Raw genomic sequence first — 26012 nt, forward strand, 5'->3', positions numbered from 1 at the left:
GGGCCGGTGACGATCCATGTCCTGCAGGGGTCCACGGTCCTGGTGCCCGGGCCGTGCGGGACCCGCCACGCCGGACCCGGATGCTGAGGCGCGGCCGGGTCCCCGGCGACCCGACCGCCGCGAACCGCCTCGCGACGGCTCGTGCGCGTCCTCGCGCGTACGCTCGACGCAGCAGGCGAGCAGCCACGTCGACGCTCCCGCCGTCCGTCGGGACGCGGCAGCCCCCGGACGGCGCGCTGTCAGGGCAGCCATAGGGAACGCCCAGACTCGCCCTGGAAGCTGGCACGACCTGAGAGGAGCACCACCGATGACCGACAGAAGCCACGGCGCAGACGAGCACGAGGGCGACCGCGAGGTCCCCGGCCGCACCGACGCCACGGGCCCGGCATCGTCGCGCTCCTCGGAACCGACCGGCGACGGGTCGTCCTGGCCCGCGCCCGCCGGCCCGGCCGCGAGCGCCCACCCCGCACCCACCCCCGCCGACCAGCGCGACACCCTCGCCTACGGCACCGGTCCCGACGGGGAACGTCATGCCGCTACCGCCACGGTCCCCGTCGCGGGGACCGCGGCCGCCGGCGACGGACTCGCCGCCGACACGACCACGACGCCTCCGCGCAAGAAGGCGAACAAGGCCCTGCCGCTCGTCGCCATGCTCGCCGTCGGCGCCCTCATCGGGGGAGCCGCGGGCGGCCTGTCCGTCTGGGCCGTGGCGCACGAGGACGGCTCGACGGAGGCGGCCAGCCAGGCTCCCGCCAACATCACGGTCAACGACCCGGCTGACGCGACGCCGATCACCGCCGTCGCCGCGCAGGCGTCCGGCTCGGTCGTCACCATCAGCGTCGCCGGCGCCCAGGGCGGCGGCACCGGATCGGGCGTGGTGCTCTCCAGCGACGGCTACATCCTCACCAACACGCACGTGGTGACGCTCGACGGCCAGACCGGCGACCCGACCATCCAGGTCAAGACCGCGGACGGGGCCCTGTACACGGCGCAGCTCGTCGGCACGGATCCCGTCGTGGACCTCGCCGTCATCAAGATGGACGGGGCGAGCGGCCTCACGCCCATCGAGTTCGCCGACTCCTCGAAGCTCAACGTCGGCGACGACGCCATCGCCATCGGCGCGCCCCTCGGTCTGTCCGGGACGGTGACCGACGGCATCGTCAGCGCCCTCGACCGGAGCATCCAGGTCGCCTCGTCCGCGGCTCCCGAGACTCCGGGCGACGGCAGCCAGAGCGAGGAGACGCCGTTCAACTTCTGGCCGTTCGGCAACGATGGCCAGGGCGGCACGGGCGGCCAGCCCCAGGCGGCGGCCACCATCAGCCTCCCGGTCATCCAGACCGACGCGGCCATCAACCCCGGGAACTCGGGCGGCGCGCTCCTCGACCGCGACGGCCGGCTCATGGGCATCAACGTCGCCATCGCCAACGCGGGCGGGACGAGCTCGACCGCGGGCAGCATCGGCGTCGGGTTCGCCATCCCGTCGAACCTCGCCCAGCGGGTCGGCAAGGAGATCATCGCCGGCGGCAGCGCGTCGCACGGGCTGCTCGGCGCGAGCGCCCGCGACGCGGCCGCCGCCGACAACACGACCCCGGTCGGCGGCGCGTTCATCGTCGAGGTCCAGAGCGGAGGGGCCGCGGCCGCCGCCGGACTGCGGAGCGGCGACATCGTGACGGCCTTCGACGGCATCCCGATCAGCAAGGCCAGCGACCTCACGGCGCAGGTCCGGGCGCTGGCCGGCGGCAGCGATGCCCAGCTGACCCTGATCCGCGGCGGCCAGACGCAGCAGGTCGACATCACGCTCGGCACGCTGCAGCAGTAGCTCGTGACCCGGGGAGGGGCGGATCGGTGAGCACCGGTCCGCCCCTCGTCCGCGTCCAGGGCGGACGGGCGGGCTGGTAATGTGCTGCGAGGCTCGGCCCCGACGGCCCCGGCCGCACCTCCTCCAAGAGATCGGCTCAGATGGCGCACCACCCGCGACGAGACCCCGTCGCCGGCAGCCCCGGCGACCTGCCCGCCGTCTCGTACGTCATGCCGATCCTCAATGAGGTGGACCACGTCCGGGCGGCCGTCGACAGCATGATGCGGCAGGACTACGCCGGCGAGTTCGAGGTCGTCCTGGCGCTCGGGCCGAGCACCGACGGCACGACCGAGGTGGTCCGGGAGATGGCGCGCGCGGACTCGCGCATCACGAGCGTCGACAACCCCACGGGCTCCACCCCCGGCGGCCTCAACGCGGCCATCCGCGCGACGCGCAACCCCGTGGTCATCCGCGTCGACGCGCACTCGCTGCTCCCGCGCGACTACACCCGCATCGCGGTGGAGACCCTGCAGGCGACCGGCGCCGACAACGTGGGCGGCCTCATGTCGGCCGAGGGCCGGACGCCGTTCGAGAAGGCGGTCGCCCGTGCGTACGGCGCCCGCGTCGGCCTCGGCGGCACCGCGCACCACGTCGGCGGCAAGGAGGGTCCCGCCGAGACGGCGTACCTCGGCGCGTTCCGGCGCGAGCGGCTGGTGGAGGTGGGGCTCTTCGACGAGGGCGTCCGCCGCGGTCAGGACTGGGAGCTCAACCGCAGGATCCGGCAGAGCGGCGGCCTCGTCTGGTTCACGCCGCGCATGAAGGTCACCTACCGCCCCCGCTCGACGTTCCGGTCGCTCATCCGCCAGTTCTTCGCGACCGGACTGTGGCGCGGGGAGCTCGCCCGCCGGTACACGCGGCAGAACTCCGTGCGCTACTTCGTGCCGCCCGTCGCGGTCGCCGGCGTCGCGGCCGGTCTCGTCCTCGGCGTCGCGGGCCTGGTGGGTCCGGCCATCGGGGTGCCGGGCCTGCGGCGCCTGGTCGCCGCCTTCGTGGTCCCGGGCGTCTACGCCGGCTTCGTGCTGGTGAGCACTGTCACCGTGGCCTCGCGGGACGGCGCGGCCACGATGCTGCGGTTCGCCGCGGTGCTCCCGTCCATCCACTTCAGCTGGGGGACCGGCTTCGTGCTCGGCTTCCTCGAGCTCACCGACGACCTCGACGGGCACACGGGCCGATGAGCGCCGCTCCCGGCACCGGCGACCGCGGCCTGCCCTCCTCCATCGCGGAGCTGCGGCGCGTGACCCAGCCCCCCGAGGTGCGCCTCCGCGCCAATGCCGAGCACTGGACGGCCCACCTCTACCTCCGCGACCTCTCGCCCTACGTCACCTGGCTCCTGCTGCGGACGCCCATCAGCGCCAACGGGGTCACCGTCGTCATGATCCTCACGGGCTGGGCCGCCGCCGCGGCGCTGCTCATCCCGGGCATCGCGGGTGCCGCCCTCGCGCTCGTCCTCGGACAGCTGCAGATGCTGGTGGACTGCTGCGACGGGGAGGTGGCGCGCTGGCGGCGCACCTCCTCGCCGGTCGGCCACTTCCTCGATGCGGTGGGGCACTACTCGACGGAGACGCTCATCGCGCTGGCTCTGGGCATCCGCGCTGCCGCGTACCCCTTCGAGGCGCCCGGCGACCTCCCGTGGACGACGCTCGCGTTCGCCCTCGCCCTCGTCATCGTGCTGAACAAGGCGCTGAACGACATGGTGCGCGTCGCCCGCGCGTCCGCCGACCTGCCGAAGGCGCCCGTCGGGGCCGGGACGGTCGCGTCGCAGCACTCCCTCATCGCGGTCGCGCGCAGGGCCGTGCGGTTCCTGCCCTTCCACCGGATGTTCCACTCGGTCGAGCTGACCATCGTCGTGTTCGTCGTCGCGCTCGTGGGCCTCGTGGCGGGACAGCCGGCGACCGACCGGGTCCTGCTCGTCGCGCTCGTGCCGCTCGCCGTGCTCGCCCTCGTCGGGCACTTCGTCATGATCGTCACGTCGCGTCGGCTGACCTCCGCGTGAGGTCGCCGCTGCCGCGCGTCGGCGTCGTCATCCTGAGCCAGGGCCGTCGGCCCGAGGGGCTGGCCGCCTCCCTCGCGTCGGTGCTCCGGCAGCGGGACGTCCTCACTGACGTGGTCGTGGTCGGCAACGGCTGGGACCCGGTCGGCCTGCCCGACGGCGTCCGCGGCCTGCACCTGCCCGTGAACCTCGGCATCCCCGCCGGTCGCAATGCGGGCGTCCCCGAGGTGTCGGGGGAGACCCTGTTCTTCCTCGACGACGACGAGACGGTGCCCAGCGCGACCTTCCTCACGGACTGCCGGGCGCTCATGGCGCGCATGCCGGACGTCGCGCTCATCCAGCCGCGCATCGTCGACCCGACGGGCGCCGCCACGCCGCGGCGGTGGATCCCGCGCATCCGCAAGGGGGATCCCGCCCGCTCCAGCGCGGTCATGTCGGTCCTCGAGGGGGCGGTCGTCGTGCGCCGCGACGCCTTCGAGGCCGCAGGGGGATGGGCGGGCGCGTTCTTCTACGCCCATGAGGGGATCGAGCTGGCGTGGCGGGTCTGGGACCAGGGGATGCGCGCCTGGTACGCCGGCGACCTGGTGGCGCACCACCCCGCCGTCGCTCCCACGCGCCACGCGGAGTACCACCGGCTCAACGCCCGCAACCGGGTGTGGCTCGCGCGCCGGAACCTCCCGCTCCCGCTCGTGCCCGTGTACGTCGGGTCGTGGACCGCGGTGCAGCTCCTCCGCAGCATGCGTGGCCGCGAAGGCCTCGGCACCTGGCTGCGCGGCTGGCGGGAGGGGTGGACCACGTCCCCCGGCCCGCGTCGTCCGATGTCGTGGGGCACCGTACTCCGCATGACGCGAGCGGGCAGGCCGCCCGTCATCTGATCGTGATGCGCGACGCCCCGGTCACGATCGCACACCGTTCCGCGCCCCCGGCCGGGGCTCGTCCGGACCGGCCCCGAGCGCTGGCTACGGTGGATGCATGGGTCTCCTGAACGATGCGCGCCTCGCCGTGCGCGCTGTCCGCTCGCTGGTCCATCAGCGCCGTGCGCGGGGGGCCCTGCAGCGCAAGCTCGCCCTCCGCGCCCCGTCGCCGACCGGCGAGTACCGCATCGCGGTGTACTTCGCCGACTCGGCGGTGAACATGTACCAGATCCGCCAGTGGTACCGCCCGCTCCTCGAGCTGGCCCGGACGCACCCGGTCGTCATCCTCAGCCGGCACCCCAGCGGCGCGAACGCCCTGCTCGACGAGAGCCCGCTGCCGGTCGAGTACGTGCGCCGCGTCGCGGACCTCGAGCGCGTCATCGCGGAGCAGGACATCCGGATCGTCCTCTACGTCAACCAGAACACCCGCAACTTCCAGATGATGCGCTACGGCCGTCGCTGGCACGTCTTCGTCAACCACGGCGAGTCCGACAAGATGTACATGACCACGAACCAGTTCAAGGCCTACGACTACAGCCTCATCGCCGGGGACGCCGCCCGCGCCCGGCTCGGCAAGGTCCTGTGGGACTACGACCTCGACCGCCGGGCCATCCCCATCGGCCGTCCGCAGGCGGATCACTACTCGGGCGAGCTCCCGTACACCCCGGACGACCGCACCGTCGTGCTGTACGCGCCCACCTGGGAGGGCGATCGGCCCGCGGCTGCCTACGGATCCATCGCCTCCCACGGCGTGCCCCTGGTCCGCGACCTGATCGCGACGGGCCGCCACCGCGTCGTCTACCGCCCGCACCCGCGATCCGGCGTCGTCGACCCCGAGTACGCGCGCGCGAACCGCGAGATCGCGGCGATGCTGGAGCGCGCGAACGTCGAGGACCCGGCGGCGCAGCACGTCGTGGACCGGTCGCGCGAGCTCGCATGGCAGCTGTCCGCCGCGGACCTCGCGATCGTCGACATCTCGGCGATGGTCTACGACCGCCTGGCTGCCGGCCGGCCGCTCATGGTCACGCGGCCCGTGCGGCCCGAGGCGCAGATCGACACCGACGGCTACCTCTCCGACTGCGAGTGGCTGACGGCGGACGACGCCCGCGGCATCGTGGCCCGGCTGGACGCGCTGCAGCACGACGCGGCGGCCGACCGCCGGCTGGCGGCCTGGGTGCGGCACTACTTCGGCGACACGGCCCCGGGAGCGGCGACGGCCCGGTTCCACCAGGCCATCGAGCACCTCATGGGGGAGTGGGACCGTCACGCCGCCCTGCACCTCCGCGACGCGACGACGGATCCCGGCGACGAGCAGGTCGACGACGAGGACGAGGAAGCCTGACGCGACGCCGGGTCGCGTCGCCGACGCGGTCGACGGGCACGGGGTGACGGGCGCCGACGGGCGGATCAGCCCTTGGCGGCCTTCTTCTCGGCGACGCGGATGACGCGGGGCTTCCGCTCCGGCACCCCGAGCTCGTCGGGGAACACGGCCGGAGCCGGCCCGAACGCCTGGCGGGAGCTGGCGACGATCTTGCCGCCGAGCATCCGGTTGCCGGCACCGCCGATGACCGCGCCGATGCCGAACGGCACCGCCCGCCCGATGGCGCTCGCGCTCTGGTTGACGACGAAGCGCTTGATGAAGGCCCGCTTGATGCGGTCGGCGATCGGCCCGATGGCGAAGGAGGGGAGGCCCGAGGTGATGGCCCGACCCCAGTTGGCGTTGCGGTCCACGGGCTGGCCGGAGAACTGCCCCGTGAACTGCTGGATGACCTGGGCGCCCGGTGCCCCCAGCATCATCGTCATGACGAGCGCGCGGGCGCGGGCGGGATCCTCCACCGAGATGCCGTGGACCTCCGTGATGGACTGCGCGAAGAGGGCGCTCGCCTCGAGGAAGCCGGCCGTCTCGACGCCCGTGAGGGCCAGGGACACGCCCGTGCCGACGCCCGGGATGACCGCGCTGGCGCCGACCGCGGCACCGCCGGCGGTCACCGCGGCGAGGAACCGCTTCTCCAGGATGGCGATGATGCGGTCCGGCGACGCCTCCGGGTGCCGGGCGCGGATGGACCGGATGTGGGCGAGCACGACGGGCCGCTGCACGGACAGGAGACGATCGATGCCGGTGGCCACGGACGGGTCGAGCTCGGGAGCGTCGTTCATGCTCCGAGCCTACGCGCGGCCCCTGGGCGCTTCGTCCCCTCGTCGTCCGGCGGATCGTCCGGGGACACCGAGCTTGTCCGCTACGGAACGGGCACGGACGGTCGGGGCACGACCGCTCTGGTCATTCCTTCATGTGGCGCATAAGCATGTGCCATGGTCATCCCCGTATCCGACGCCGCCGCCGAGTTCGGTTCGCGCGTCCGTGAGCAGCGACAGCGCATCGGCATCAGCCAGGAGACGCTCGCCGAGCTCTCGGGCATCCACTGGACGGCGCTCGGCAAGATCGAGCGCGGCCAGCGCAACCCGAGCCTGCGCAACATCGTCAAGATCGCGAGCGGCCTCGACGTGGACGCCGGGATCCTCGTGACCGGGTTGACGGCGGACATGCTGCCGCAGGACGATGGCGACTCGCCCGCCGATGTCATCCGCCTGGAGCGGGAGCGCGACCGCCGCGGCGACGCGCCCGTCAGAAGCTGACCCGCCACAGGTACTCACCGCCGTCCGGGCGGAACCAGCGGACCACGAGGACCGTGTCGAGCGCCAGGTCTTCGCCGCGGATGGTCGTCGACAGGCGCTCGCCCGGCCGGACGGTGACGGGAGCCCGCGAGAGCATCGTGCCCGACCCGAGCAGGTGCAGCGAGATGGCGTGCAGCACCTCGTCGCCGACGTTGACGAGCGCGAACCGGGGTCGCTCGAGGGTGCGGTCGAAGAGCCAGGGCACGCGGTAGGCGGGCTCGGGATCCGGGCGGAGGGGCAGGGGCGGGACGGGTCGCAGCATGCGTGCACGGTAGGCGCGGCGTGCGACGGGCGGGTTCGTGCGCCTGTGCAGGAGCGGTGCTGGGGAGGAGCGGATCTCAGTGCGCGGACGACGCGGCCGGGGGCTTGGGGTCGAGGTCGGCGTTGTACGCGTCGACGACCTCGTCGATGGGGCCGTCGAGCACGAGCGCGCCCTTGTCGAGGTACAGGCCGCGCGTGCAGAAGCGGCGGAGGTCCCGCTCGTTGTGGGACACGAAGAACAGGGTGCGTCCCTCCGCCAGCATCTCCTCGATCCGGTGGTAGCACTTCTCGCGGAAGGAGCGGTCCCCGACGGCGAGGACCTCGTCCACGAGGAGCACGGGCTCGTCCAGGCGCGAGATGACCGCGAAGGCGATGCGCACCTTCATGCCGCTGGACAGGTGCTTGTAGGGCGTGTCCACGAAGTCCGGGATCTCGGCGAAGGCGATGATCTCGTCGAACTGGGCGTCGATCTCCGCCTTGGACATGCCGTGCAGCCCGGCCGTCAGGTAGATGTTGTCGCGCACGGTGAGGTCGTTCACGAACCCGCCCGTGATCTCGATGAGCGGCGCGACGCCGGCGTGCACGCCGATGCTGCCCTCGTCCGCGATGAGCACCTCCGCCACGAGCTTCAGCAGCGTGGACTTGCCCTGGCCGTTCCGCCCGACGACGCCGATTGCCTCGCCCGCGTGCACCTCGAACGAGACGTGGCGCAGCGCCCAGAACTCGCCGGGCCGCGCGCGCCTCGTGGAGCCGCCGAACAGGTCCTTGAAGCTCCGGCGCGACTTGCGGTTGCGACGGAAGCGGATCCCGGCGTCCTCGACGGCGATGACGGGGGACGCGGCCCGCGCGTCCGTCGTGGCGGCGTCCATCAGATCTCCTTCAGCACGGCGGGGAGGGAGCGGCGGAACACGAGGGTGCCGATCGCCAGGAGGACCGCGGAGATGAGCGCGCTCATGCCCACCGCGTACCAGTCGAGCTCGGCGGGGAAGAACGCGGAGCGGTAGATCCCGAAGATCCCCGTGAGCGGGTTCAGCGCGGCCCAGGGGTGGAGCTCCGCGGGCAGGTCGCGGGACGAGTAGACGATGGGGGAGGCGTAGAAGAGGAACCGGAGCACGAGCTTCACGGCGCGCTCGAGGTCCCGGAAGAACACCACGAGCGGCGAGACGATGAGGCCGATGCCGAGCAGCAGCGCCGCCTGGATGAGCACCGCCAGCGGGAACAGCAGCACGTGCAGGTCCAGGCGCGCGCCGGCGACGACGGCGAAGACGGCGAGGACGGGCAGGCTCGCGACGAACTCGAACCCCTTCGCGAACACGAGGCGGAGGACCCAGATCGTGCGCGGGATCCGCGTCGAGCGGACGAGCTTCGCCTGCGAGCTGAACGCCTTCGTGAAGTCGCTCGTCGCGCCCGTGAACCACATCCACGGCAGCAGCGCCGCGAGGAGGAAGACGATGTACGGCTCCTCGCCGACCTCGCGGGAGAACACGACCGTGAAGACGAACCAGTAGATCCCCGACATCACCAGCGGGTCGAGGATCGACCAGAACCAGCCGAGCGCGCTCGTGGAGTACCGGACCTTCAGGTCGCGGGTGGTGAGCAGCCACAGCGAGCGGCGGTAGCGCGCCGCGGGGGTGCGGGACGCGCGACCGGGACGGGCGGCATCGGGCACGGCGGGGATCCTCTGCATCAGCATCCCCGAGGCGGTCTAGACGAAGAGGTTGGCCCTCTCGAGGTCCTCCGCGAAGTCGACCTCGACCGCGTACAGGTCGGAGATGTCTACCGGTTCGACGAGCAGGGAGTCCTGCTCGATCGCCAACTCTATTCCACGCTCGAAGTAGTCCTGGTCGGCGACGCGGGCGAGCTGGCGGATGAGGACCGGCTTGTCGGCGCGCGACACGTAGTTGATGCCGACCGCCTCGCCGAGGCCGCCCTTGACCGTCTTGGACAGCTCGCGGATGTAGCCCTCGGGGCTGGTCGTGTACTTGACCTCCTCGTCGGAGACGCGGGAGGTGTTGACCGTGACGAAGGACTGGTCGCGCGCGATCATCGCGGCGGCGCGGCGGAGGATCATCGGGTCGAAGACGACGTCGCCGTTCATCCAGAGCACGCCGCCGGGCGTGGACGCCCGGAGGGCGCGGAGCAGGCTCTTCGACGTGTTCGTCTGGTCGTACTGCTCGTTGTAGATGTAGTCGGCGTCCGGGAACGCGTCGATGATGTGGTCGAGCTTGTAGCCCACCACGATGCTGACCTTGGCGTCGTCGCCGAGGCCGAAGCGGATGTTGTCGAACTGCTGGCCCATGATGGTGCGGCCGTCGCTCAGCTCGGTGAGGGGCTTGGGGAGGCTGCGGCCGAGACGGCTGCCCATGCCTGCCGCCAGGATGACTACCTGCGTGGTCATGTGTTCTCCGTTCGATGCGGGGTGCCGAGTGCTACCGGGATCCCTCGGGGTCGAGGGTTCGCCGGGACTTCACCCGCGGGTTTCCTGATCGACACTCCGTCATGCCTCCTCCATCGTAGGCCGCGGGTGAGGAAATAGGTGGTAGAAGGGGGCGGGTCGTGTCCCTTTCGTGATGTCCGGATCCGGATGGCGCGGCGGGCAGGACGCCGCTGGGCGGGCTGCCCGGGCACACTCGGGGTCCGCATCGGCCCGGCAGGGGCGCCTTGGTAACGTGGGGCCGTGACCGACGAGCCCGACGAGACGACCCTGCCCGACGCCGCGTCCGACGCCCCGGCGGAGTCCGGGAGCAGGGCCGCGCAGGGAGCGCCGTCGGACACCCCCGGGTCGGACGACGCCGAGGGCGAGGCGGGCCGCGGCTCCGCTCGCGACGCGGTCGCACCGGCTGCCGTCCCGCGTGCGCCGCGACCGGGTCAGCGCGTGCCGCGTCGTGCCACGGCGCCCTCGCCCCGGACCGCGCCCGCCGTGGTCGTCGCCCCCACGCCGCCGCGCACCAAGTCCGCAGCCGTCATCGCCTCCGCCGCCCGGCCGGACCCGAGCGACGGCGACCCGGCTCCCACCTCGGCGGTGCCGTCTCGACCACCCCGCGTGCGGCGCCGCACGCGGGTGCAGCGGCCGGCGGGGAGCGCCGGGGAGGTCCCGGCCGCCGACGCGGCGGCCTCGGCAGCAGCGTCCGACGCGGGCGTTCCCGCTCCTGACGCCCAGGACGCGATCGACGTCGGCTCCGATGACCGTGCGCCGGATCCCGGGTCCTCCACGGACGCCGCTGACGGGGCCGTCGCGCCGGTCGGCACGGAGCGCTCCGACGAGGCCCCCGAGGACGGCGTCGCCGAGCTGCAGGGGCTCTTCGCCCAGGCCGCCGACGCCGCCCCTGACGCCGACCCCGATGCCGCCGCCGAGCTCCCGGAGCGTGGGGAGGACGTGGAGTCGCGCCCCGCCGTGGATCCCAGATCCGACACGGAGACCAGCGCCGGGTCGGAGGACGGCACGCAGGACGAGGCGGATGCGGCGCCCGTCGCGGATGCGGAGCCCGCTTCCCCTGGACCGACCGCGGCGGAGCCCGCTGCTGCGGAGTCCGACGCCGATGACGACCCGGAGGCCGACGAGGTCGACGCCGAGCCCGAGGTCGAGCCCGCGCCGCCCCGCGCGGTCACCGTGCGGACCGACAGCCTCACCGCACCGCGCCCGACGCGTCCCGATCTCCCCGGGGTGCGGGAGACCGCGCTGACCCCGTCCGTCCGCGGCGACCGCGCCGCGGCTCCGGAGCTGGGGGAGGACGTCCTCGTCATCCAGGGCCTCACCAAGAGGTTCGACGAGAAGGTCGCCGTCGACGACATCGCGCTCACGGTGCGCGCCGGGTCGTTCTACGGCATCGTCGGCCCCAACGGCGCCGGCAAGACCACGACCATGTCGATGGTGACCGGCCTGCTGCGTCCCGACGGCGGCACCGTGACCGTCAACGGGATCGACGTGTGGCGCGACCCGCTCGCCGCCAAGCGCAGCATCGGCGTCCTGCCCGATCGGCTCCGCCTCTTCGACCGCCTCACCGGCGCGCAGCTCCTGCACTACTCCGGGGCGCTCCGCGGGCTCGACGACGCGGAGATCCGCAGCCGCGCGGCCGACCTCATCGAGGCCTTCGGCCTGGAGGACGCCGTCGGCCGGCTCGTCACCGACTACTCCGCCGGCATGGCGAAGAAGGTCGCGCTCGCCTGCGCCATGATCCACTCGCCGCGCATGCTCGTGCTCGACGAGCCGTTCGAGTCGGTCGACCCCGTCTCGGCGGCGAACGTCGTCGAGATCCTGCAGGACTACGTGGCGCACGGCGGCACCGTCGTGCTGTCGAGCCACGGCATGGACTTCATCCAGCGGATATGCGACCACGTGGCGATCATCGTCAACGGCCGGGTGCTGGCCGCGGGCACGATGGACGAGGTCCGGGCGGGACGCTCCCTCGAGGAGCGGTTCGTGGCGCTGGCCGGCGGTCGTCGCACGGTGGAGGGGTTCTCGTGGTTGCACTCGTTCTCCGACTGAGGCTCGCCCTCCTCGCCAACGCGTTCCGCCGCAGCCCATGGCAGGTGCTCGGCATCGTCGCCGCCGGCGTGTACGGGATCCTCGTCACAGTGCTCGCGGTCGGGGCTCTCGCCGGCCTCCGCGACGCGGACGTCGACTCGGCGCGCGACGTGGTCGTGGCCGGGGGCTCCCTCGTCGTCCTCGGGGCCCTCCTGGTGCCCCTGGTCCTCGGATCCGAGGACGCCATGGACCCTCGGCGCTTCGCGCCGTACGGCATCGAGCCGCGGCGCCTCGCCCTGGCGCTGGGGGTCGCCGCCCTGGCCACCGTGCCGGGGGTCGTGCTCGTCGTGGTCGCGATGACCACCGTCGTCACCTGGTCCCGGGATCCGGTCACGGGGGTCGTCGCCGTGGTCGCCGCCCTGGCCGCCGTCGTCACCTGCGTGCTCGTCGCGCGCATCGCCACCGTGCTCGCCGGCGTGCTGCTCAGCACGCGCCGGGCGCGGGAGGCGACCGGCCTCGCCGCGGGCCTCGTCGCCGTGCTGCTGGTGCCCGCCGTGGTCGCGCTCGCGCAGGCCGACCTCCTCGACGACGGGCTCCGACCCGCCCGCGGGATCCTGGGCATCCTCGCCTGGACCCCCATCGGCGCGGCCTGGGCCGCACCGGCGGCCGCGGTCGCGGGCGACGCGGGACCCGCCGCGGGCATGCTCCTCGTCGCCCTCCTGTCGGCGGCGCTGCTGGCGCTCGCCTGGCTGCGCCTGGTCCCGTGGGCGCTCACCGCGCCGGACCGCACGGGCGGCGGTCCCGCCCGGTCCGGCCTCGGCTGGTTCGGCCGGTTCGGCGCCTCGCCCACCGGCGCGGTGGCCGCTCGGAGCGTCACGTACTGGATCCGCGACCCGCGCTACCGCGCGACCCTCGTGCTGATCCCCGTGCTCCCGCTCGTGCTCCTCGTGCCCCTGGTCATCGTCGACGTGGACGCGCACGTGCTCGCGCTGGTGCCCCTCCCCGTGATGGCGCTGTTCCTCGGCTGGAGCGTGCACAACGACACCGCGCACGACCACACCGCGGTCTGGCTGCACGTGGTGTCCGGCATCCGCGGGGTCGCCGACCGCATCGGGCGCATCGTGCCGGTCCTCGCCATCGGCGTTCCGCTCATCGCGATCGGCGCGCCGCTCAGCGCGCTCGGGTTCGGCGACGCATCCGTGCTGCCGTCCGTGATCGGCGTCAGCGCGGGGGTCCTGCTCATCGGCGTCGGGCTCTCCTCGCTCTTCTCCGCGCGGTTCCCGTATCCCGCCTCGCGCCCCGGGGACAGCCCGTTCCACGCGCCGCAGACGTCGGGGGCCGCCGGCTCGACGGTCCCCACGCTCACCTTCATCGCCACCGTCGTGCTCGCGCTGCCGTCCGCCTGGCTCGGCGGACTGGGCCTCGCGCACGGAGGCGCCTACCCGGCGTGGTCGCTCGTCGTCGGGCTCGGCATCGGCCTGGTGACGCTCGTCGCGGGGGTCGCGGGCGGCGGCCGCGTCTTCGAGCGCCGGGGTCCCGAGCTGCTGGCCTTCGCGCAGCGGCACTGACCCGCGGGGCACGACGGGCCGTGGAATCGGCTGCGTCCACCCGCTCCGCGGGTTCCGGCGCACGGGAAAAGTACACTGGGCGGATGGTCATCCTCAGCATCGAACAGGACCCCGGCCGACCCGCGCAGGGCGGCGGCACCGACACCCTCGACCGCGAGCTCGAGGAGCTCCTCGAGCAGGAGACGATCGAGCCCGGCGATCACGAGCGCTTCTCGCACTACGTGAAGAAGGACAAGATCCTCGAGTCCGCGCTCAGCGGCAAGCCCGTCAAGGCGCTCTGCGGGAAGAAGTGGCTGCCCGGCCGCGATCCCGAGAAGTTCCCCGTCTGCCCCGACTGCAAGCGCATCTACGAGCGCATGAAGGACGAGTAGGCGGCTCCTGCGCTCCGCGGCGGGGCTGCGCGATGCGGCTCAGACGGAGCCCTGCTCCGTCGGGAGCGCGGGGTCGCCCGCGCGCAGCCGGAACGCCTGCACCGGCAGGTCGTGCACGACGCGGGCATGGTGCTCGCGCGCCGCGGACGTGCCCGCCCGGCCCATCCACCGGGCGTCGGGCTGCCCGTCCTCGGCCAGCGTGACGAGGAGGTCGCGGTCGCCGGGGAGCGGTTCCGGGTGCGGTCCGACCGTCACGAGCTCCGCCGTCGCGATGCCCTGGGCGTCGTGCCGCCGCAGCGCCCCCTTGAGCCCCCCGCGGCTCTGCTTCCCGGTGGACCGCTTCGCGACGGGCACCCACTCGCCCTGCCCGCCGGCATCGCGGTGGGCGACCAGCTTGAACACCATGCCCGCGGCGGGAGCGCCGGATCCGGTCACGAGCGACGTGCCGACACCGTACGAGTCCACCGGGGACGCGGCCAGGCCGGCGATGCCGTGCTCATCGAGGTCGTTCGTGACGGTGATCCGCGTGCCCGTCGCTCCGAGCGCGTCGAGCTGGGCACGCACCTCGCCCACCAGCACCGGCAGGTCGCCGGAGTCGAGCCGGACGGCGCCGAGGCCCGTCCCGGCGACCCGGACCGCGGTCTCCACGCCCTCGCGGACGTCGTAGGTGTCGACGAGGAGCGTCGTCCCCGCGCCGAGCGCCGCGACCTGCGCCTGGAAGGCCTGCTCCTCCGTGTCGTGCAGCAGGGTGAAGGAGTGGGCGGCCGTCCCCATCGTGGGGACGCCCCAGGTGCGACCCGCCTCGAGGTTCGAGGTCGCGCTGAAGCCCGCCACGTACGCGGCGCGTGCGGCGGCGACCGCCGACCGCTCGCCGGTCCGCCGCGAGCCCATCTCGGCGAGGGGGCGCCCGCCGGCGACCTGCACCATGCGGGCGGCGGCGCTGGCGACCGCGCTGTCGTAGTTGAGCACGCTGAGGACGAGGGTCTCGAGGATGACCCCGTCGGCGAACGGCGCCTCGATCGTGAGCAGCGGAGAGCCCGGGAAGTAGACCTCGCCCTCGCGGTAGCCCGTGATCCGCCCGCGGAAGCGGTAGTCGGCGAGCCAGGCGAGGGCCTCCTCGCCCACGACGCGCTCGGACCGCAGGTACTCGAGCTCGTCGTCGCCGAAGCGGAAGTCGCGGATGAGCTCCAGCAGCCGTCCCGTGCCCGCGACGACGCCGAACCGCCGGCCGGTGGGGAGGCGCCGCGCGAAGCACTCGAAGACGCACTCGCGGTCGTGGGTGCCGGCCTTCAAGGCGGCGTCCAGCATGGTGAGCTCGTAGCGGTCGGTGAGGAGGGAGGTCGCCTGGTGCACGCGTCCAGCCTAGGGCGGCGCTCGTCGGCCGGCCCGATCCGCCTGGCGCACGCCCCGGACGCGTGACGGAGGTCCCGCCTAGGGTCGCACCATGCAGCGCACCCGATGGATCCTCGCTGACCAGCTGGGCGACCACTTCGACGACGGCGGGCCGATGCTGCTCATCGAGTCGCGCGGCCTGCTCGCGCGGCGGCCCTACCACCGGGCCAAGGCGCACCTCATCCTGTCCGGCATCCGGCACCGCGCCCGTGCGCTGGGAGACCGGGTCGAGTTCCGCCAGGTCGACCACTACCGCGACGTCGTGGCCGACCGGCGCGACCTCGAGGTCGTCGATCCCACATCCCGCGGCCTGCGGCGCCTCGTCGCCGACATCGGCGCCGAGGTGCTGCCGAGCCGCGGCTTCGTCACCAGCGAGCAGGAGTTCGCCGAGTGGATGGCGGGGCGCACCTCGGACCGGCTCGTCATGGAGGACTTCTACCGGTGGTCCCGGGCGCGCACGGGCATCCTCATGGACGGCGACGACCCGGTCGGCGGGCGCTGGAACTTCGACCACGACAACCGGGAGCGGCCGCCGCGCGGCGCCACGACGCTGGGGCTGCCGGAGCCGTGGTGGCCGGAGGAGGACGACATCGACGCCGAGGTCCGCGCCGACCTCGACCGCTGGGAGCGCGAGGGGGTCGTGAACCTCGTGGGGGAGGACGGACCTCGGCGCTTCGCCGTGACGCCGGAGGAGGGACGCGCCGCGCTCGACGACTTCGTGGCCAGCCGGCTCAACGACTTCGGGCCGTTCGAGGACGCGTCCCTCTCGGGCGACTGGACCATGGCCCACTCCCTCCTCAGCGCGACCATGAACATGGGCGTGCTGGATCCCGCGGACGTCATCGAGCGCATCGTCGCCGAGCACGCGGCGGGTCGGGCCCCCATCCAGAGCGTCGAGGGCATCGTGCGGCAGATCATGGGCTGGCGCGACTACGTGTGGCACCTCTACTGGGCCTTCGACGAGGACTACGCGTCCGAGAACCGCCTCGACGCGCACCGCGGGGTGCCGACCGCGCTGCAGCGCCTCGACGCCTCCGGCATCGAGGCGGCGTGCCTCGCGCACGTGGTCGACAAGGTGCGCACGCACGGCTGGGCGCATCACATCGAGCGGCTCATGATCCTCGGCAACCTCGCGCTCCAGCGCGGCTACGACCCGAAGGCCATGAACGACTGGTTCATCGACTCCTTCGTCGACGGCACGCCGTGGGTCATGCCCGCGAACGTCGTCGGCATGGCGCTGCACGCCGACGGCGGCCGCATGGCGACGAAGCCGTACGCCGCCGGCGGCGCGTACATCGACCGCATGACCGACCACTGCTCCGGCTGCCCGTTCGACCCCAAGGTGCGGGTCGGCCCGACGGCGTGCCCCTACACGGCGGGGTACTGGTGGTTCCTCGACCGCAACCGCGACCGCCTGCAGGGCAACGCGCGCATGAACCAGCCGCTCGCCGGGCTGAAGCGGCTGAAGGACCTGCCGGAGCTCATCGCCCAGGAGGATGCGCGGCGATCGCTGTGACCGGGCGGCCCGTCGCGGGTGCCTTGCCGCCCTCGGGCTCCGCAGCAGGGGCCCGCCGGTAGGCTGACGGGATGAGCGACGCGCCGATCGGGATCTTCGACTCCGGCGTCGGCGGCCTCACCGTCGCCCGCGCCGTCGCGACCCTCCTGCCGCGCGAGTCGATCATCTACATCGGCGACACCGCGCACACCCCCTACGGCGACAAGCCCATCGCCGACGTCCGCCGCTACGCGCTCGCGGTCCTCGACGACCTCGTGGAGCGCGGGGTGAAGATGCTGGTCATCGCGTGCAACACCGCGTCGGCCGCCATGCTCCGGGACGCCCGGGAGCGCTACGACATCCCGGTCGTCGAGGTCATCCAGCCCGCCGTCCGCACGGCGGTCAGCGTCACCCGCAACCATCGAGTCGGCGTCATCGCGACCCACGCCACGGTCACGAGCCGGGCCTACGACGACGCCTTCGCCGCCGCACCGCACCTCGCCCTGACCTCCGCGGAGGCGCCGCGCTTCGTCGAGTTCGTGGAGCGCGGCGAGACGTCGGGCCCCGAGCTGATGGCGGCGGCGGAGGAGTACCTCGCGCCCCTGCGCGCCGCCGGCGTCGACACGCTGGTCCTCGGCTGCACCCACTACCCGTTCCTCGAGGGTGCGATCTCGCTGCTCATGGGCCCGGACGTGACGCTCGTCTCGAGCGACACCGAGACCGCCAAGGACGTCTACCGGGAGCTCGTGTCCGCGGGCCTCGAGCGGCGGACGGACGCTCCGCCGGTCATCCGCTACGAGGCCACCGGCGGCAGCGCGTCCGACTTCGAGACGCTCGCGCATCGCATGCTCGGCGCCGGCGTCTCGCACGTGGAGCTCGTCGAGACGGGCGCCATCCCCCTTCCCCGCCGGATGCGGGCGGACGCGGCGACGCCTCCGGACGCCGTCGGCACCCCGTCCACCCCCGATCCGAGCCGAGGCCGCACATGACCGACGACACCACCCGCCACGACGGCCGCGCCGCCGACCAGCTGCGCGAGATCAGCATCGAGAGGAACTGGAGCGAGCAGGCCGAGGGATCCGCCCTCATCTCCTTCGGGCGCACGCGCGTCCTCTGCACCGCCTCCTTCACGAACCGCGTCCCGCGCTGGAAGGCCGGCAGCGGCCAGGGCTGGGTCACCGCCGAGTACGCCATGCTCCCGCGCGCCACGAACGAGCGCATGGACCGCGAGGCCGTGAAGGGCAAGGTCGGCGGCCGCACGCACGAGATCTCGCGCCTCATCGGCCGGAGCCTCCGCGCCGTCGTCGACATGAAGGCGCTCGGCGAGAACACGATCGTCATCGACTGCGACGTCCTGCAGGCCGACGGCGGCACCCGGACCGCGGCCATCACGGGCGCCTACGTCGCGCTGGCGGATGCGCTGGAGTGGGGCCGCGAGCGGAAGTTCATCGCCCAGCGCGCCACGCCGCTGAAGGACAGCGTCGCGGCGGTCTCCGTGGGCATCGTCGACGGGAAGCCCCTGCTCGACCTGGCCTACGTCGAGGACGTGCGCGCCGAGACCGACATGAACGTCGTCATGACGGGCAGCGGCTCCTTCGTCGAGGTTCAGGGCACCGCCGAGGGCGCGCCCTTCGACCGCGCGGAGCTCGACGCCCTGCTGGACCTCGCGCTCGGGGGCGGCACCACGCTCACCGCGCTGCAGGCCCAGGCCCTCGGGCGCTGAGGAGCGCCCGGTGATCCCGCTCGTCCTGGCCACGCACAACGCCCACAAGGTGGAGGAGCTCCGCCGGATCCTCGGATCCCGCCTCGCCGGCATCGACCTCGTCGCCTACGACGGTCCCGAGCCCGTGGAGGACGGGATCACCTTCGAGGAGAACGCGCTCGTGAAGGCGCGTGCCGCGGCTCTCCACACGGGGCGGGCGGCCCTCGCCGACGACTCCGGGATCGCCGTCGACGTCCTCGGCGGATCGCCCGGCATCTTCTCGGCGCGCTGGGCGGGCCCGGCGCGCGACAGCGTGCAGAACCTCGAGCTCCTGCTCTGGCAGCTGGGCGACGTGCCGGACGGGCATCGCGGCGCGCGGTTCGTCTGCGCCGCGGCGCTCGTCGTGCCGACGGCGGAGGGCCTGGTCGAGCGGACCGCGACGGGCGTGTGGGAGGGGACCGTGCTCCGCGAGGTGCAGGGCGACGGCGGCTTCGGGTACGACCCGGTGTTCCGCCCGGCGACCGGGGGAGCGAGCGCCGCGGCACTCGACGCGGACGAGAAGAACCGCGTCAGCCACCGTGCGCGGGCGTTCGACGCGATCATGCCGGTCGTCCGTCGGCAGCTCCTCGGCGAGGGCTGAGGGGCCGTCCCCGACCTCGTGAGAGCGGGAGTCGTTCCCGACTGCGGCGCCGGGTGGATCGGCGCGCTCGCGGGCCCGTACGGTGGACGCATGGGCCACGGCACGCACGATCACGGCGCGGCCACGACCGACCGTCGGCGCCTGGTCATCGCCATCGCGATCACCGCCACGGTCCTGTTGGTCGAGGTGGTGGGAGCCCTCGTCTCCGGCTCGCTCGCCCTGCTCGCCGACGCCGGTCACATGACCAGCGACCTGCTCGGCCTCGGCATCGCCCTCGTCGCGACGATCGTCGCCGCGCGCCCGGCCACCGACCGCCACACCTTCGGATTCCAGCGCGGCGAGGTGCTCGGCGCCCTCGTGAACGGCCTGATCCTGCTGGGCGTCGCCGTCTACGTGGCGGTGCACGGCGTGGAGCGGCTGCTCGCACCGGAGGGGCCGGAGGTCGATGCCGGCATCATGCTCCTCGCGGCCGGCATCGGGCTCGTCGCCAACGTGGTCGCCCTGCTGGTCCTCCGCGGGGGAGCGGGGACGTCCATCAACCTGCGCGGCGCGTACCTCGAGGTGCTGGGCGACGCGTTCGGGTCGGTCGCGACCATCGCCGCCGGCATCGTGATCGCGCTCACCGGGTTCGGCCGCGCGGACGCCGTCGCCTCGCTCGTGATCGCGGCGCTCATCGTGCCGCGCGCGGTGATCCTGCTCCGTGACGTGGTGCACGTCCTCTCCGAGTCGACGCCCGCCGGCACGGAGCCCGAGCGGATCCGGGCGCACCTGCTGGAGACGCCCGGCGTGACCGCTGTCCACGACGTGCACGTCTGGGCCATCACCTCCGGTTCGCCGGTCTTCACCGCGCACGTCGTGGTGGAGCAGGAGGTGTTCCGCGAGGGTCGCACGGGCGAGCTGCTCGACCGGCTGGCCGGCTGCCTCGACGACCACTTCGACGTGGAGCACAGCACGTTCCAGCTGGAGCCCGAGGAGCACGCCGGGCACGAGCACCGGCACCACGTCTGACGGCGCGGGTCCGCTGCCGCCGACCGGTCCACGGGGCGTGCGACGCATCGCCGTCCGCCGCGCCCGGGACCCGGATCGGGACGCGCCTCAGCGGCGCGGGTCGTTCGAGGGGTCCTGGTCGAAGTTCTCCGGCGCGAGGGCGAGGTCCTGGCCGTCGTGGGCGACTCCGGCCGCCTCCTCGTCGCGGGCGTGCTTGCGGGCGCGGAGGAAGTGGATCGCCGTGGGCACGAGCGTCACGAAGACCGCACCGAGGAGCACGTAGTCGATGTAGTGCGTGACGAAGTCGCGGATGGGCGGGAAGCCGTTCAGCAGGTTGCCGAGCCAGGTGAGGCCGGCGCCCCAGATGACGGCGCCGACGGCGTTGTAGAACGAGTACTTCCGGTAGTCCATGTGCCCGACGCCTGCGGCGATGGGCGCGAAGGTGCGGACGATCGGCACGAAGCGCGCCGCGATGACGGCGAGGCCGCCGAAGCGGGCGAAGAACGCGTTCGTGCGGACGACGTTCTGCCGGCTGAAGATGCCGGAGTCCTTGCGCTCGAAGACCTTCGGTCCCGCCTTGTGGCCGATCAGGTAGCCGACCTCGCCTCCGGCGAAGGCCGAGAACGCGATGGCGAGGCAGATCCACCAGATGTCGATCCCCGTAATGCCGGGCAGGGTCAGCCCCGCGATGACGAGGAGGGTGTCGCCGGGGAAGAGGAAGCCGAAGAGCAGGCCGGTCTCGGCGAAGATGATGAGGCAGATCCCGATGAGGGCGAATCCCCCGAACGACTCGATGAGGGTCGTCGAGTCGAGGAAGTCGAAGAGCAGGGGATGCACGTGGGGCTCCAGTCGTGGTGGGTCGCGGGGCGCGCGGAAGCGACCTGCGGCCAGCACAGGATATCGCCAGCGGCCCGGATCCCGCCGTGATGCGCGCACCCCCGGTCGAGGGGTGCTCGACGGTCGACGCGGCGTGACGGTCGGTGCGGGAGAAGGGACTTGAACCCTCACGCTCGAAAGCACAGGAACCTAAATCCTGCGTGTCTACCGATTCCACCACTCCCGCGGGTGCCCGCCCAGCTTAGGACGCCCCCTAATATGTTGATCGTGACAACGAAGACACTCGTAGCAGGCATCGACTCCTCCACGCAGAGCTGCAAGGTGGTCGTCCGCGACCTCGACTCGGGCGCCCTGGTGCGCTCCGGCCGCGCGTCCCACCCCGACGGCACGGAGGTGGATCCCGCAGCGTGGTGGGACGCCCTCCTCGCGGCCGTCGCCGACGCCGGAGGCCTCGACGACGTCGCCGCCGTCTCGGTCGGCGGCCAGCAGCACGGCATGGTCTGCCTCGACGAGCAGGGCGCGGTCGTCCGCGACGCGCTCCTCTGGAACGACACCCGCTCCGCGCAGGCCGCCGCCGACCTCCGGGAGGAGCTGGGCGCCGACGCCTGGGCGAGCGCCACGGGCGTCGTCCCCGTGGCCTCCTTCACCGCCACGAAGCTCCGCTGGCTGAGCGACGCCGAGCCCGAGAACGCGGCCCGAGTCGCCGCCGTCGCGCTCCCGCACGACTGGCTCACCTGGCGCCTCCTCGGCCACGGCGTCGGATCCCCGGACCTCACCGCCCTCGCCACGGACCGCTCCGACGCGAGCGGCACCGCGTACTGGTCGAGCGTCACCGGGGAGTACCGCCTCGACCTGCTCGAGCGCGCGCTCGGCCGCGCGGTCGGCCTCCCGCGCGTCCTCGGCCCGGGGGAGTCCGCGGGCGTCACCGGAGACGGCATCCCCGGCGTCGCGGCCGGCATCCCGGTCGGCCCCGGCGCGGGCGACAACGCCGCCGCCGCGCTCGGTCTCGGCGCGGTGCCGGGCGACGTGGTCGTCTCCATCGGCACGTCGGGCACGGTGTTCGCCGTCACGGCGGATCCCATCACCGACGCCTCCGGCACGGTCGCGGGCTTCGCGGACGCCACGGGCAACTTCCTCCCGCTCATCGCGACCCTCAACGCGGCCCGCGTGCTCGACGGCGGCGCGCGCCTCCTCGGCGTCGACCACGGACGCCTGTCCGAGCTCGCGCTCGAGGCGCCCGCGGGATCGGACGGCCTCGTGCTCCTCCCGTACTTCGAGGGCGAGCGCACGCCGAACCTGCCCGACGCGACCGCGTCGCTGCACGGCATGACCCTCCGCAACTCGACGCCGGCGACCATGGCCCGCGCGCACGTCGAGGGCATGCTGTGCGGCCTGGCCGACGGCCTCGACGCCATCACGCGCCAGGGCGTGCGGGTGGAGCGCGTGCTCCTCATCGGCGGCGGGGCGAAGAGCCGCGCCGTCCGCGAGATCGCGCCGACCGTCTTCGGCGTCCCCATCCACGTGCCGGACGCGGGCGAGTTCGTCGCCGACGGCGCCGCGAAGCAGGCCGCGTGGATCCTCACCGGCAGCGTCCCGGAGTGGCCCCTCGCGGGCGACGAGGTCTTCGACGCCCCGGGCGTGCCCGCGGTGCGCCAGGCGTACGCGGCGGCGAAGGCGGAGCTGGGGTACTGACCCCGAGCCGCCCGCGGGGCGCGTCCCCTGTGGACGGGATCCGCGGCGACCGCCCCTGATCAGCATCCTGTGCGGGTGCAGACGCGGACGCCCCTCGACACCATCGCCGGTCGGGTGCGGGAGCGCCTGCGCGACGACGGGGCGTCGCCCGACCCCGGCGGCACCGCGGCCATCGTCCGCGAGGAGGTGCGCCGGTTCGCCGAGCAGGCGCTCGGCTCCGACTCCCGCCTCCTCGACGACGAGGCAGCCACCGAACGGCAGGTGCTCGCGCGCATCACGGGCTTCGGCGCCCTGCAGCCCCTCCTCGACGACGACTCGATCGAGGAGATCTGGATCAACGCCCCCACCCGGGTGTTCGTCGCGCGCTCGGGCGTCCCGGAGCTGACGCCGCTCGTCCTGTCGGAGGCGGAGGTGCGGGACCTCGTCGAGCGGATGCTGCAGTCCTCCGGGCGTCGCGTCGACCTCTCGACCCCCTTCGTCGACGCGTCGCTGCCCGACGGGTCGCGCCTGCACGTCGTCATCCCCGACGTCACGCGGCAGCACTGGGCGGTCAACATCCGCAAGTTCTCGCGGCGCATCCGGGACCTCGAGCACCTCGTCGCGCTCGGCAGCCTGCCGCCCCAGGCGGCCGACTTCCTGCGCATGAGCGTGCGCGCGGGCCTCTCCATCGTCGTCAGCGGGGCGACGCACACGGGCAAGACCACGATGATCGACGCGCTCCTCGCCTCGGCGCGCACGTCGGACCGCATCGTCACGGTGGAGGAGACCTTCGAGCTGGATCCGGCGGGCCGCGACGTGGTCGCGCTGCAGTGCCGGCAGCCGAGCCTCGAGGGCTCGGGCGAGATCACGCTCCGGCGCCTCATCAAGGAGGCGCTGCGCATGCGACCCGATCGCCTGGTGGTCGGCGAGGTGCGCGAGGCCGAGTGCCTCGACCTCCTCATCGCGCTCAACTCGGGGGTCCCCGGGATGTGCTCGATCCACGCGAACAGCGCGCGGGAGGCGCTCGTGAAGCTGTGCACGCTGCCGCTGCTGGCGGGGCGCAACATCGACGCGGCGTTCGTCGTGCCCACGGTCGCGACGTCGGTCGACCTGGTGGTCCACCTCGAGGTCCGTTCGTCGGGTGCCCGGCGCGTCGTCGAGATCCTCGCGCCGGGCGGGCGGCACAGCGGCATGGTCATCGAGGCCAGCTCGGTGTTCGCCCTCGAGGACGGCGTCCTGACCGCCACGGGTGGTCAGCCCGCGCACCTGGCCAAGTACCGGGCGGCGGGGCTGGATCCGCTCCGGATCCTCGTGGGGGCCGCGTGAGCGTCGCGCTCGGCCTCGCGCTCGGTGCCGGGATCGTCCTGCTCCTGGCGCCGCGCCTGTGGCCGGTGGTCGAGGGACGGCCGCATCCCGGGCGCGGACCGACCGCCCGCATCCACGACCGCCTGACCCACGCGGGCCTGCCCCAGGTGTCGGTCAGCGCGTTCCTCGCCCTCTCGGCGCTCGTCGGCATCGCCGCGGGAGCGCTGGTGGAGGCAGTCCTCCGCGTGGACGGCGCCGCGCTCGCCGCCGCCGGGACGGGTCTCGTGCTCCCGTGGGCCGTCGTGGGTGCGCGCTCCTCCGCCCGCCGGCGGGCCCATCGCGCGGTGTGGCCCGATGTCGTGGATCATCTCGTCAGCGCCGTCCGGGCGGGCCTCGGGCTGCCGGACGCGGTGGCGTCGCTCTCGGTGGCGGGCCCCGCAGTGCTCCGTCCGGCGTTCCAGGAGTTCGCCGCCGTCCACCGCACCACGGGCAGCTTCGCCGTCGCGCTCGACGAGCTGAAGGAGCGGCTGGCCGATCCCACCGCCGACCGCATCCTGGAGACGCTGCGGATGGCGCGCGAGGTCGGCGGCACGCAGCTCCCGGACGTGCTCCGCGGCCTCGCCCGCTTCCTGCGGGAGGAGGCCGCGATCCGCAGCGAGGCCGAGGCGCGGCAGTCCTGGGTCGTCAACGCGGCCAAGCTCGGCGTCGCGGCGCCGTGGATCATCCTGGCGCTGCTGTCCACGCGTCCGGAGGCCGCGACCGCCTACGACACGGCGCCGGGGACCGTCGTCATCGTCGTGGGGCTCGTCGTCTCCGCGGTCGCCTACCGCGCGATGCTCGCCCTCGGCCGACTGCCCGAGGACCGCAGGTGGTTCGCGTGATCGCCGCCGAGCCGTGGGGTGCCCTGCTCGGGCTCGTCGCCGGCATGGGCGCCTGGACCATGATGGGCGCCGTCCCGCGCTTCCGTCGTGCCCGACTGCTGGACCGCGTGGCGCCCCACGTCCTCGACGTCTCCGAGGGCGCCCGACGGCACCTCGCGCTCACGACGGTGCATCCGCTGCCGGTGCTGGGCACGCTCGGCGCCCCTGCCGTCGTCCCCGTGCGCCGGGCGCTCGCGCGCGTGCTCGGCGGCACCGAGCGGATCGAGAGGCTGCTCGGCCAGTCCGGATCCGAGGAGGACGTGGAGCGGCACCGCTCGCGCCAGCTCGTCGCGCTGGTCCTGGGGACGTCGACCGGTGTCCTGGTCGTCGCCCTCGTGGGTGGCGCCGCCCTCACCTCCGGGAGCCTGCCGCCGGCTCAGCTGGTCGCCGTGCCGGTGGTGGCCGCCGTCACCGGCCTGGTCGCGTGCGACTCCGCGCTGGACCGGAGGGCACGGCGCCGGGTGGCGCGGATCTCCGCGGAGCTGCCGACGGTCCTGGAGTTCCTGGCGCTCAGCCTCGCCGCCGGTGAGGGTCTGCTGGACGCCCTGCGCCGGGTCGCCCGCGTCGGCTCGGGTGAGCTCGCGGGCGAGCTGGGTCGCGTCGTCGCCGACGTGGGCACGGGCATCGCCGTCGCCCGCGCGTTCGAGGACCTGGCCCGGAGGCTCGCCCTCCCGCCCGTGTCCCGCCTCGTCGACCAGCTGGCCGGCTCCCTGGAGCGGGGCACGCCCTTGGCGGAGGTCCTGCGCGCGCAGGCGCAGGACGCCCGCGAGGTCGCCAAGCGGGACCTCCTCGAGAGCGCCGGCCGCAAGGAGGTGGCCATGCTCGTCCCGCTGGTCTTCCTGATCCTGCCGCTGACGATCCTCTTCGCGCTCTTCCCCGGCGTCCTCGTGCTGCAGCTCGGGCTGTAGGACGACCGGGACCGACCGACGCACCATCCGACCGCCGACCGGGACGCCCGGGATC

At 73.6% G+C, this 26012-nt stretch carries 25 protein-coding genes and 1 tRNA gene; 18 read left to right on the forward strand and 8 right to left on the reverse strand.

The annotated features are described in order from the left end of the window. The first annotated feature begins 307 nt into the window (after positions 1-307). From AC07VC_RS11355 to AC07VC_RS11375, 5 genes are all read left to right on the forward strand, one after another. Positions 308-1819, forward strand: coding sequence for a S1C family serine protease (locus tag AC07VC_RS11355; RefSeq protein ID WP_494675589.1), 1512 nt, complete (start codon positions 308-310; stop codon positions 1817-1819). Between the two features lie 140 nt (positions 1820-1959). Continuing rightward, a complete protein-coding gene (locus AC07VC_RS11360; RefSeq protein ID WP_317230035.1) occupies positions 1960-3033 on the forward strand; it encodes a glycosyltransferase family 2 protein in 1074 nt (357 codons plus the stop codon). Then, positions 3030-3851 carry a CDP-alcohol phosphatidyltransferase family protein gene (locus AC07VC_RS11365; RefSeq protein WP_494675590.1) on the forward strand — a complete coding sequence of 274 codons (822 nt, stop codon included), beginning with the start codon at positions 3030-3032 and terminating at the stop codon, positions 3849-3851. Before AC07VC_RS11360 ends, AC07VC_RS11365 begins: the two co-directional genes overlap by 4 nt. Beyond that, positions 3848-4723, forward strand: a complete 876-nt coding sequence (locus AC07VC_RS11370) for a glycosyltransferase family 2 protein (RefSeq protein ID WP_494675591.1) — start codon at positions 3848-3850, stop codon at positions 4721-4723. Before AC07VC_RS11365 ends, AC07VC_RS11370 begins: the two co-directional genes overlap by 4 nt. A 97-nt stretch (positions 4724-4820) precedes the next feature. Further along, positions 4821-6104, forward strand: coding sequence for a CDP-glycerol glycerophosphotransferase family protein (locus AC07VC_RS11375; RefSeq protein WP_317230032.1), 1284 nt, complete (start codon positions 4821-4823; stop codon positions 6102-6104). A gap of 65 nt (positions 6105-6169) precedes the next feature. Here the strand turns inward: AC07VC_RS11375 and AC07VC_RS11380 are convergent, their stop codons facing one another. After that, positions 6170-6919 (reverse strand): hypothetical protein, encoded by a 750-nt coding sequence (locus tag AC07VC_RS11380; protein WP_494675592.1) that lies wholly within the window; start codon positions 6917-6919, stop codon positions 6170-6172. A 153-nt stretch (positions 6920-7072) separates the two neighbouring features. Here AC07VC_RS11380 and AC07VC_RS11385 point away from each other — a divergent pair, with 153 nt between their 5' ends. Then, the gene (locus tag AC07VC_RS11385) at positions 7073-7396 is read left to right on the forward strand and encodes a helix-turn-helix domain-containing protein (RefSeq protein ID WP_317230030.1); all 324 of its coding nucleotides are present in this window, start codon (positions 7073-7075) and stop codon (positions 7394-7396) included. Here AC07VC_RS11385 and AC07VC_RS11390 read toward each other — a convergent pair. The 4 genes from AC07VC_RS11390 to AC07VC_RS11405 all read right to left on the reverse strand — a co-directional run bounded on the left by AC07VC_RS11390 (position 7386) and on the right by AC07VC_RS11405 (position 10094). Further along, on the reverse strand, positions 7386-7697 hold the full coding sequence (locus AC07VC_RS11390) for a hypothetical protein (protein WP_494675593.1): 312 nt from the start codon (positions 7695-7697) through the stop codon (positions 7386-7388). The genes AC07VC_RS11385 and AC07VC_RS11390 overlap by 11 nt on opposite strands. A 76-nt stretch (positions 7698-7773) precedes the next feature. After that, a complete protein-coding gene (locus AC07VC_RS11395) occupies positions 7774-8565 on the reverse strand; it encodes an ABC transporter ATP-binding protein (RefSeq protein ID WP_317230028.1) in 792 nt (263 codons plus the stop codon). Then, a complete protein-coding gene (locus tag AC07VC_RS11400) occupies positions 8565-9383 on the reverse strand; it encodes an ABC transporter permease (RefSeq protein ID WP_494675594.1) in 819 nt (272 codons plus the stop codon). The genes AC07VC_RS11395 and AC07VC_RS11400 overlap by 1 nt, the downstream gene beginning before the upstream one ends. A gap of 18 nt (positions 9384-9401) precedes the next feature. Beyond that, positions 9402-10094 (reverse strand): phosphocholine cytidylyltransferase family protein, encoded by a 693-nt coding sequence (locus AC07VC_RS11405; RefSeq protein ID WP_494675595.1) that lies wholly within the window; start codon positions 10092-10094, stop codon positions 9402-9404. Between the two features lie 1266 nt (positions 10095-11360). Between AC07VC_RS11405 and AC07VC_RS11410 the strand changes: the two genes are divergently transcribed. The 3 genes from AC07VC_RS11410 to AC07VC_RS11420 all read left to right on the forward strand — a co-directional run bounded on the left by AC07VC_RS11410 (position 11361) and on the right by AC07VC_RS11420 (position 14100). Beyond that, positions 11361-12182: an ABC transporter ATP-binding protein gene (locus AC07VC_RS11410; protein WP_494676560.1), complete on the forward strand. Its 822-nt coding sequence runs from the start codon at positions 11361-11363 to the stop codon at positions 12180-12182. Further along, positions 12158-13729 (forward strand): ABC transporter permease, encoded by a 1572-nt coding sequence (locus tag AC07VC_RS11415; RefSeq protein ID WP_494675596.1) that lies wholly within the window; start codon positions 12158-12160, stop codon positions 13727-13729. The genes AC07VC_RS11410 and AC07VC_RS11415 overlap by 25 nt, the downstream gene beginning before the upstream one ends. 83 nt (positions 13730-13812) lie before the next feature. Then, positions 13813-14100: a DUF3039 domain-containing protein gene (locus AC07VC_RS11420; protein ID WP_094115571.1), complete on the forward strand. Its 288-nt coding sequence runs from the start codon at positions 13813-13815 to the stop codon at positions 14098-14100. Positions 14101-14139: 39 nt separating this feature from the next. Here the strand turns inward: AC07VC_RS11420 and AC07VC_RS11425 are convergent, their stop codons facing one another. Further along, a complete protein-coding gene (locus AC07VC_RS11425) occupies positions 14140-15453 on the reverse strand; it encodes a nicotinate phosphoribosyltransferase (protein ID WP_494675597.1) in 1314 nt (437 codons plus the stop codon). A gap of 91 nt (positions 15454-15544) precedes the next feature. Between AC07VC_RS11425 and AC07VC_RS11430 the strand changes: the two genes are divergently transcribed. The 5 genes from AC07VC_RS11430 to AC07VC_RS11450 all read left to right on the forward strand — a co-directional run bounded on the left by AC07VC_RS11430 (position 15545) and on the right by AC07VC_RS11450 (position 20337). After that, a complete protein-coding gene (locus AC07VC_RS11430; protein WP_494675598.1) occupies positions 15545-17008 on the forward strand; it encodes a cryptochrome/photolyase family protein in 1464 nt (487 codons plus the stop codon). A 71-nt stretch (positions 17009-17079) separates the two neighbouring features. Continuing rightward, positions 17080-17976, forward strand: coding sequence for a glutamate racemase (gene murI, locus AC07VC_RS11435; protein WP_494675599.1), 897 nt, complete (start codon positions 17080-17082; stop codon positions 17974-17976). Beyond that, positions 17973-18710, forward strand: a complete 738-nt coding sequence (gene rph, locus AC07VC_RS11440; protein WP_104289042.1) for a ribonuclease PH — start codon at positions 17973-17975, stop codon at positions 18708-18710. The genes murI and rph overlap by 4 nt, the downstream gene beginning before the upstream one ends. 10 nt (positions 18711-18720) lie before the next feature. Beyond that, positions 18721-19329 (forward strand): RdgB/HAM1 family non-canonical purine NTP pyrophosphatase, encoded by a 609-nt coding sequence (rdgB, locus tag AC07VC_RS11445; protein WP_494675600.1) that lies wholly within the window; start codon positions 18721-18723, stop codon positions 19327-19329. Positions 19330-19419: 90 nt separating this feature from the next. After that, positions 19420-20337 (forward strand): cation diffusion facilitator family transporter, encoded by a 918-nt coding sequence (locus AC07VC_RS11450; RefSeq protein ID WP_317229422.1) that lies wholly within the window; start codon positions 19420-19422, stop codon positions 20335-20337. Positions 20338-20424: 87 nt separating this feature from the next. On the opposite strand, the gene AC07VC_RS11455 is transcribed toward AC07VC_RS11450, so the two are convergent. Both AC07VC_RS11455 and AC07VC_RS11460 read right to left on the reverse strand, forming a co-directional pair. Beyond that, positions 20425-21153 carry a DedA family protein gene (locus AC07VC_RS11455; protein WP_317229421.1) on the reverse strand — a complete coding sequence of 243 codons (729 nt, stop codon included), beginning with the start codon at positions 21151-21153 and terminating at the stop codon, positions 20425-20427. A 144-nt stretch (positions 21154-21297) separates the two neighbouring features. Continuing rightward, positions 21298-21379: transfer RNA gene (locus AC07VC_RS11460), tRNA-Leu, on the reverse strand. Between the two features lie 32 nt (positions 21380-21411). Between AC07VC_RS11460 and xylB the strand changes: the two genes are divergently transcribed. From xylB to AC07VC_RS11480, 4 genes are all read left to right on the forward strand, one after another. Continuing rightward, positions 21412-22845 (forward strand): xylulokinase, encoded by a 1434-nt coding sequence (xylB, locus tag AC07VC_RS11465; protein WP_494675601.1) that lies wholly within the window; start codon positions 21412-21414, stop codon positions 22843-22845. A gap of 69 nt (positions 22846-22914) precedes the next feature. Next, on the forward strand, positions 22915-24150 hold the full coding sequence (locus tag AC07VC_RS11470) for a TadA family conjugal transfer-associated ATPase (RefSeq protein WP_494675602.1): 1236 nt from the start codon (positions 22915-22917) through the stop codon (positions 24148-24150). Continuing rightward, positions 24147-25010: a type II secretion system F family protein gene (locus AC07VC_RS11475; RefSeq protein WP_317229418.1), complete on the forward strand. Its 864-nt coding sequence runs from the start codon at positions 24147-24149 to the stop codon at positions 25008-25010. The genes AC07VC_RS11470 and AC07VC_RS11475 overlap by 4 nt, the downstream gene beginning before the upstream one ends. Further along, positions 24998-25957, forward strand: coding sequence for a type II secretion system F family protein (locus AC07VC_RS11480; protein WP_494675603.1), 960 nt, complete (start codon positions 24998-25000; stop codon positions 25955-25957). Before AC07VC_RS11475 ends, AC07VC_RS11480 begins: the two co-directional genes overlap by 13 nt. Positions 25958-26012 lie beyond the last annotated feature (55 nt).

Source organism: Clavibacter sp. GW821-FHT01D01, assembly GCF_059422605.1.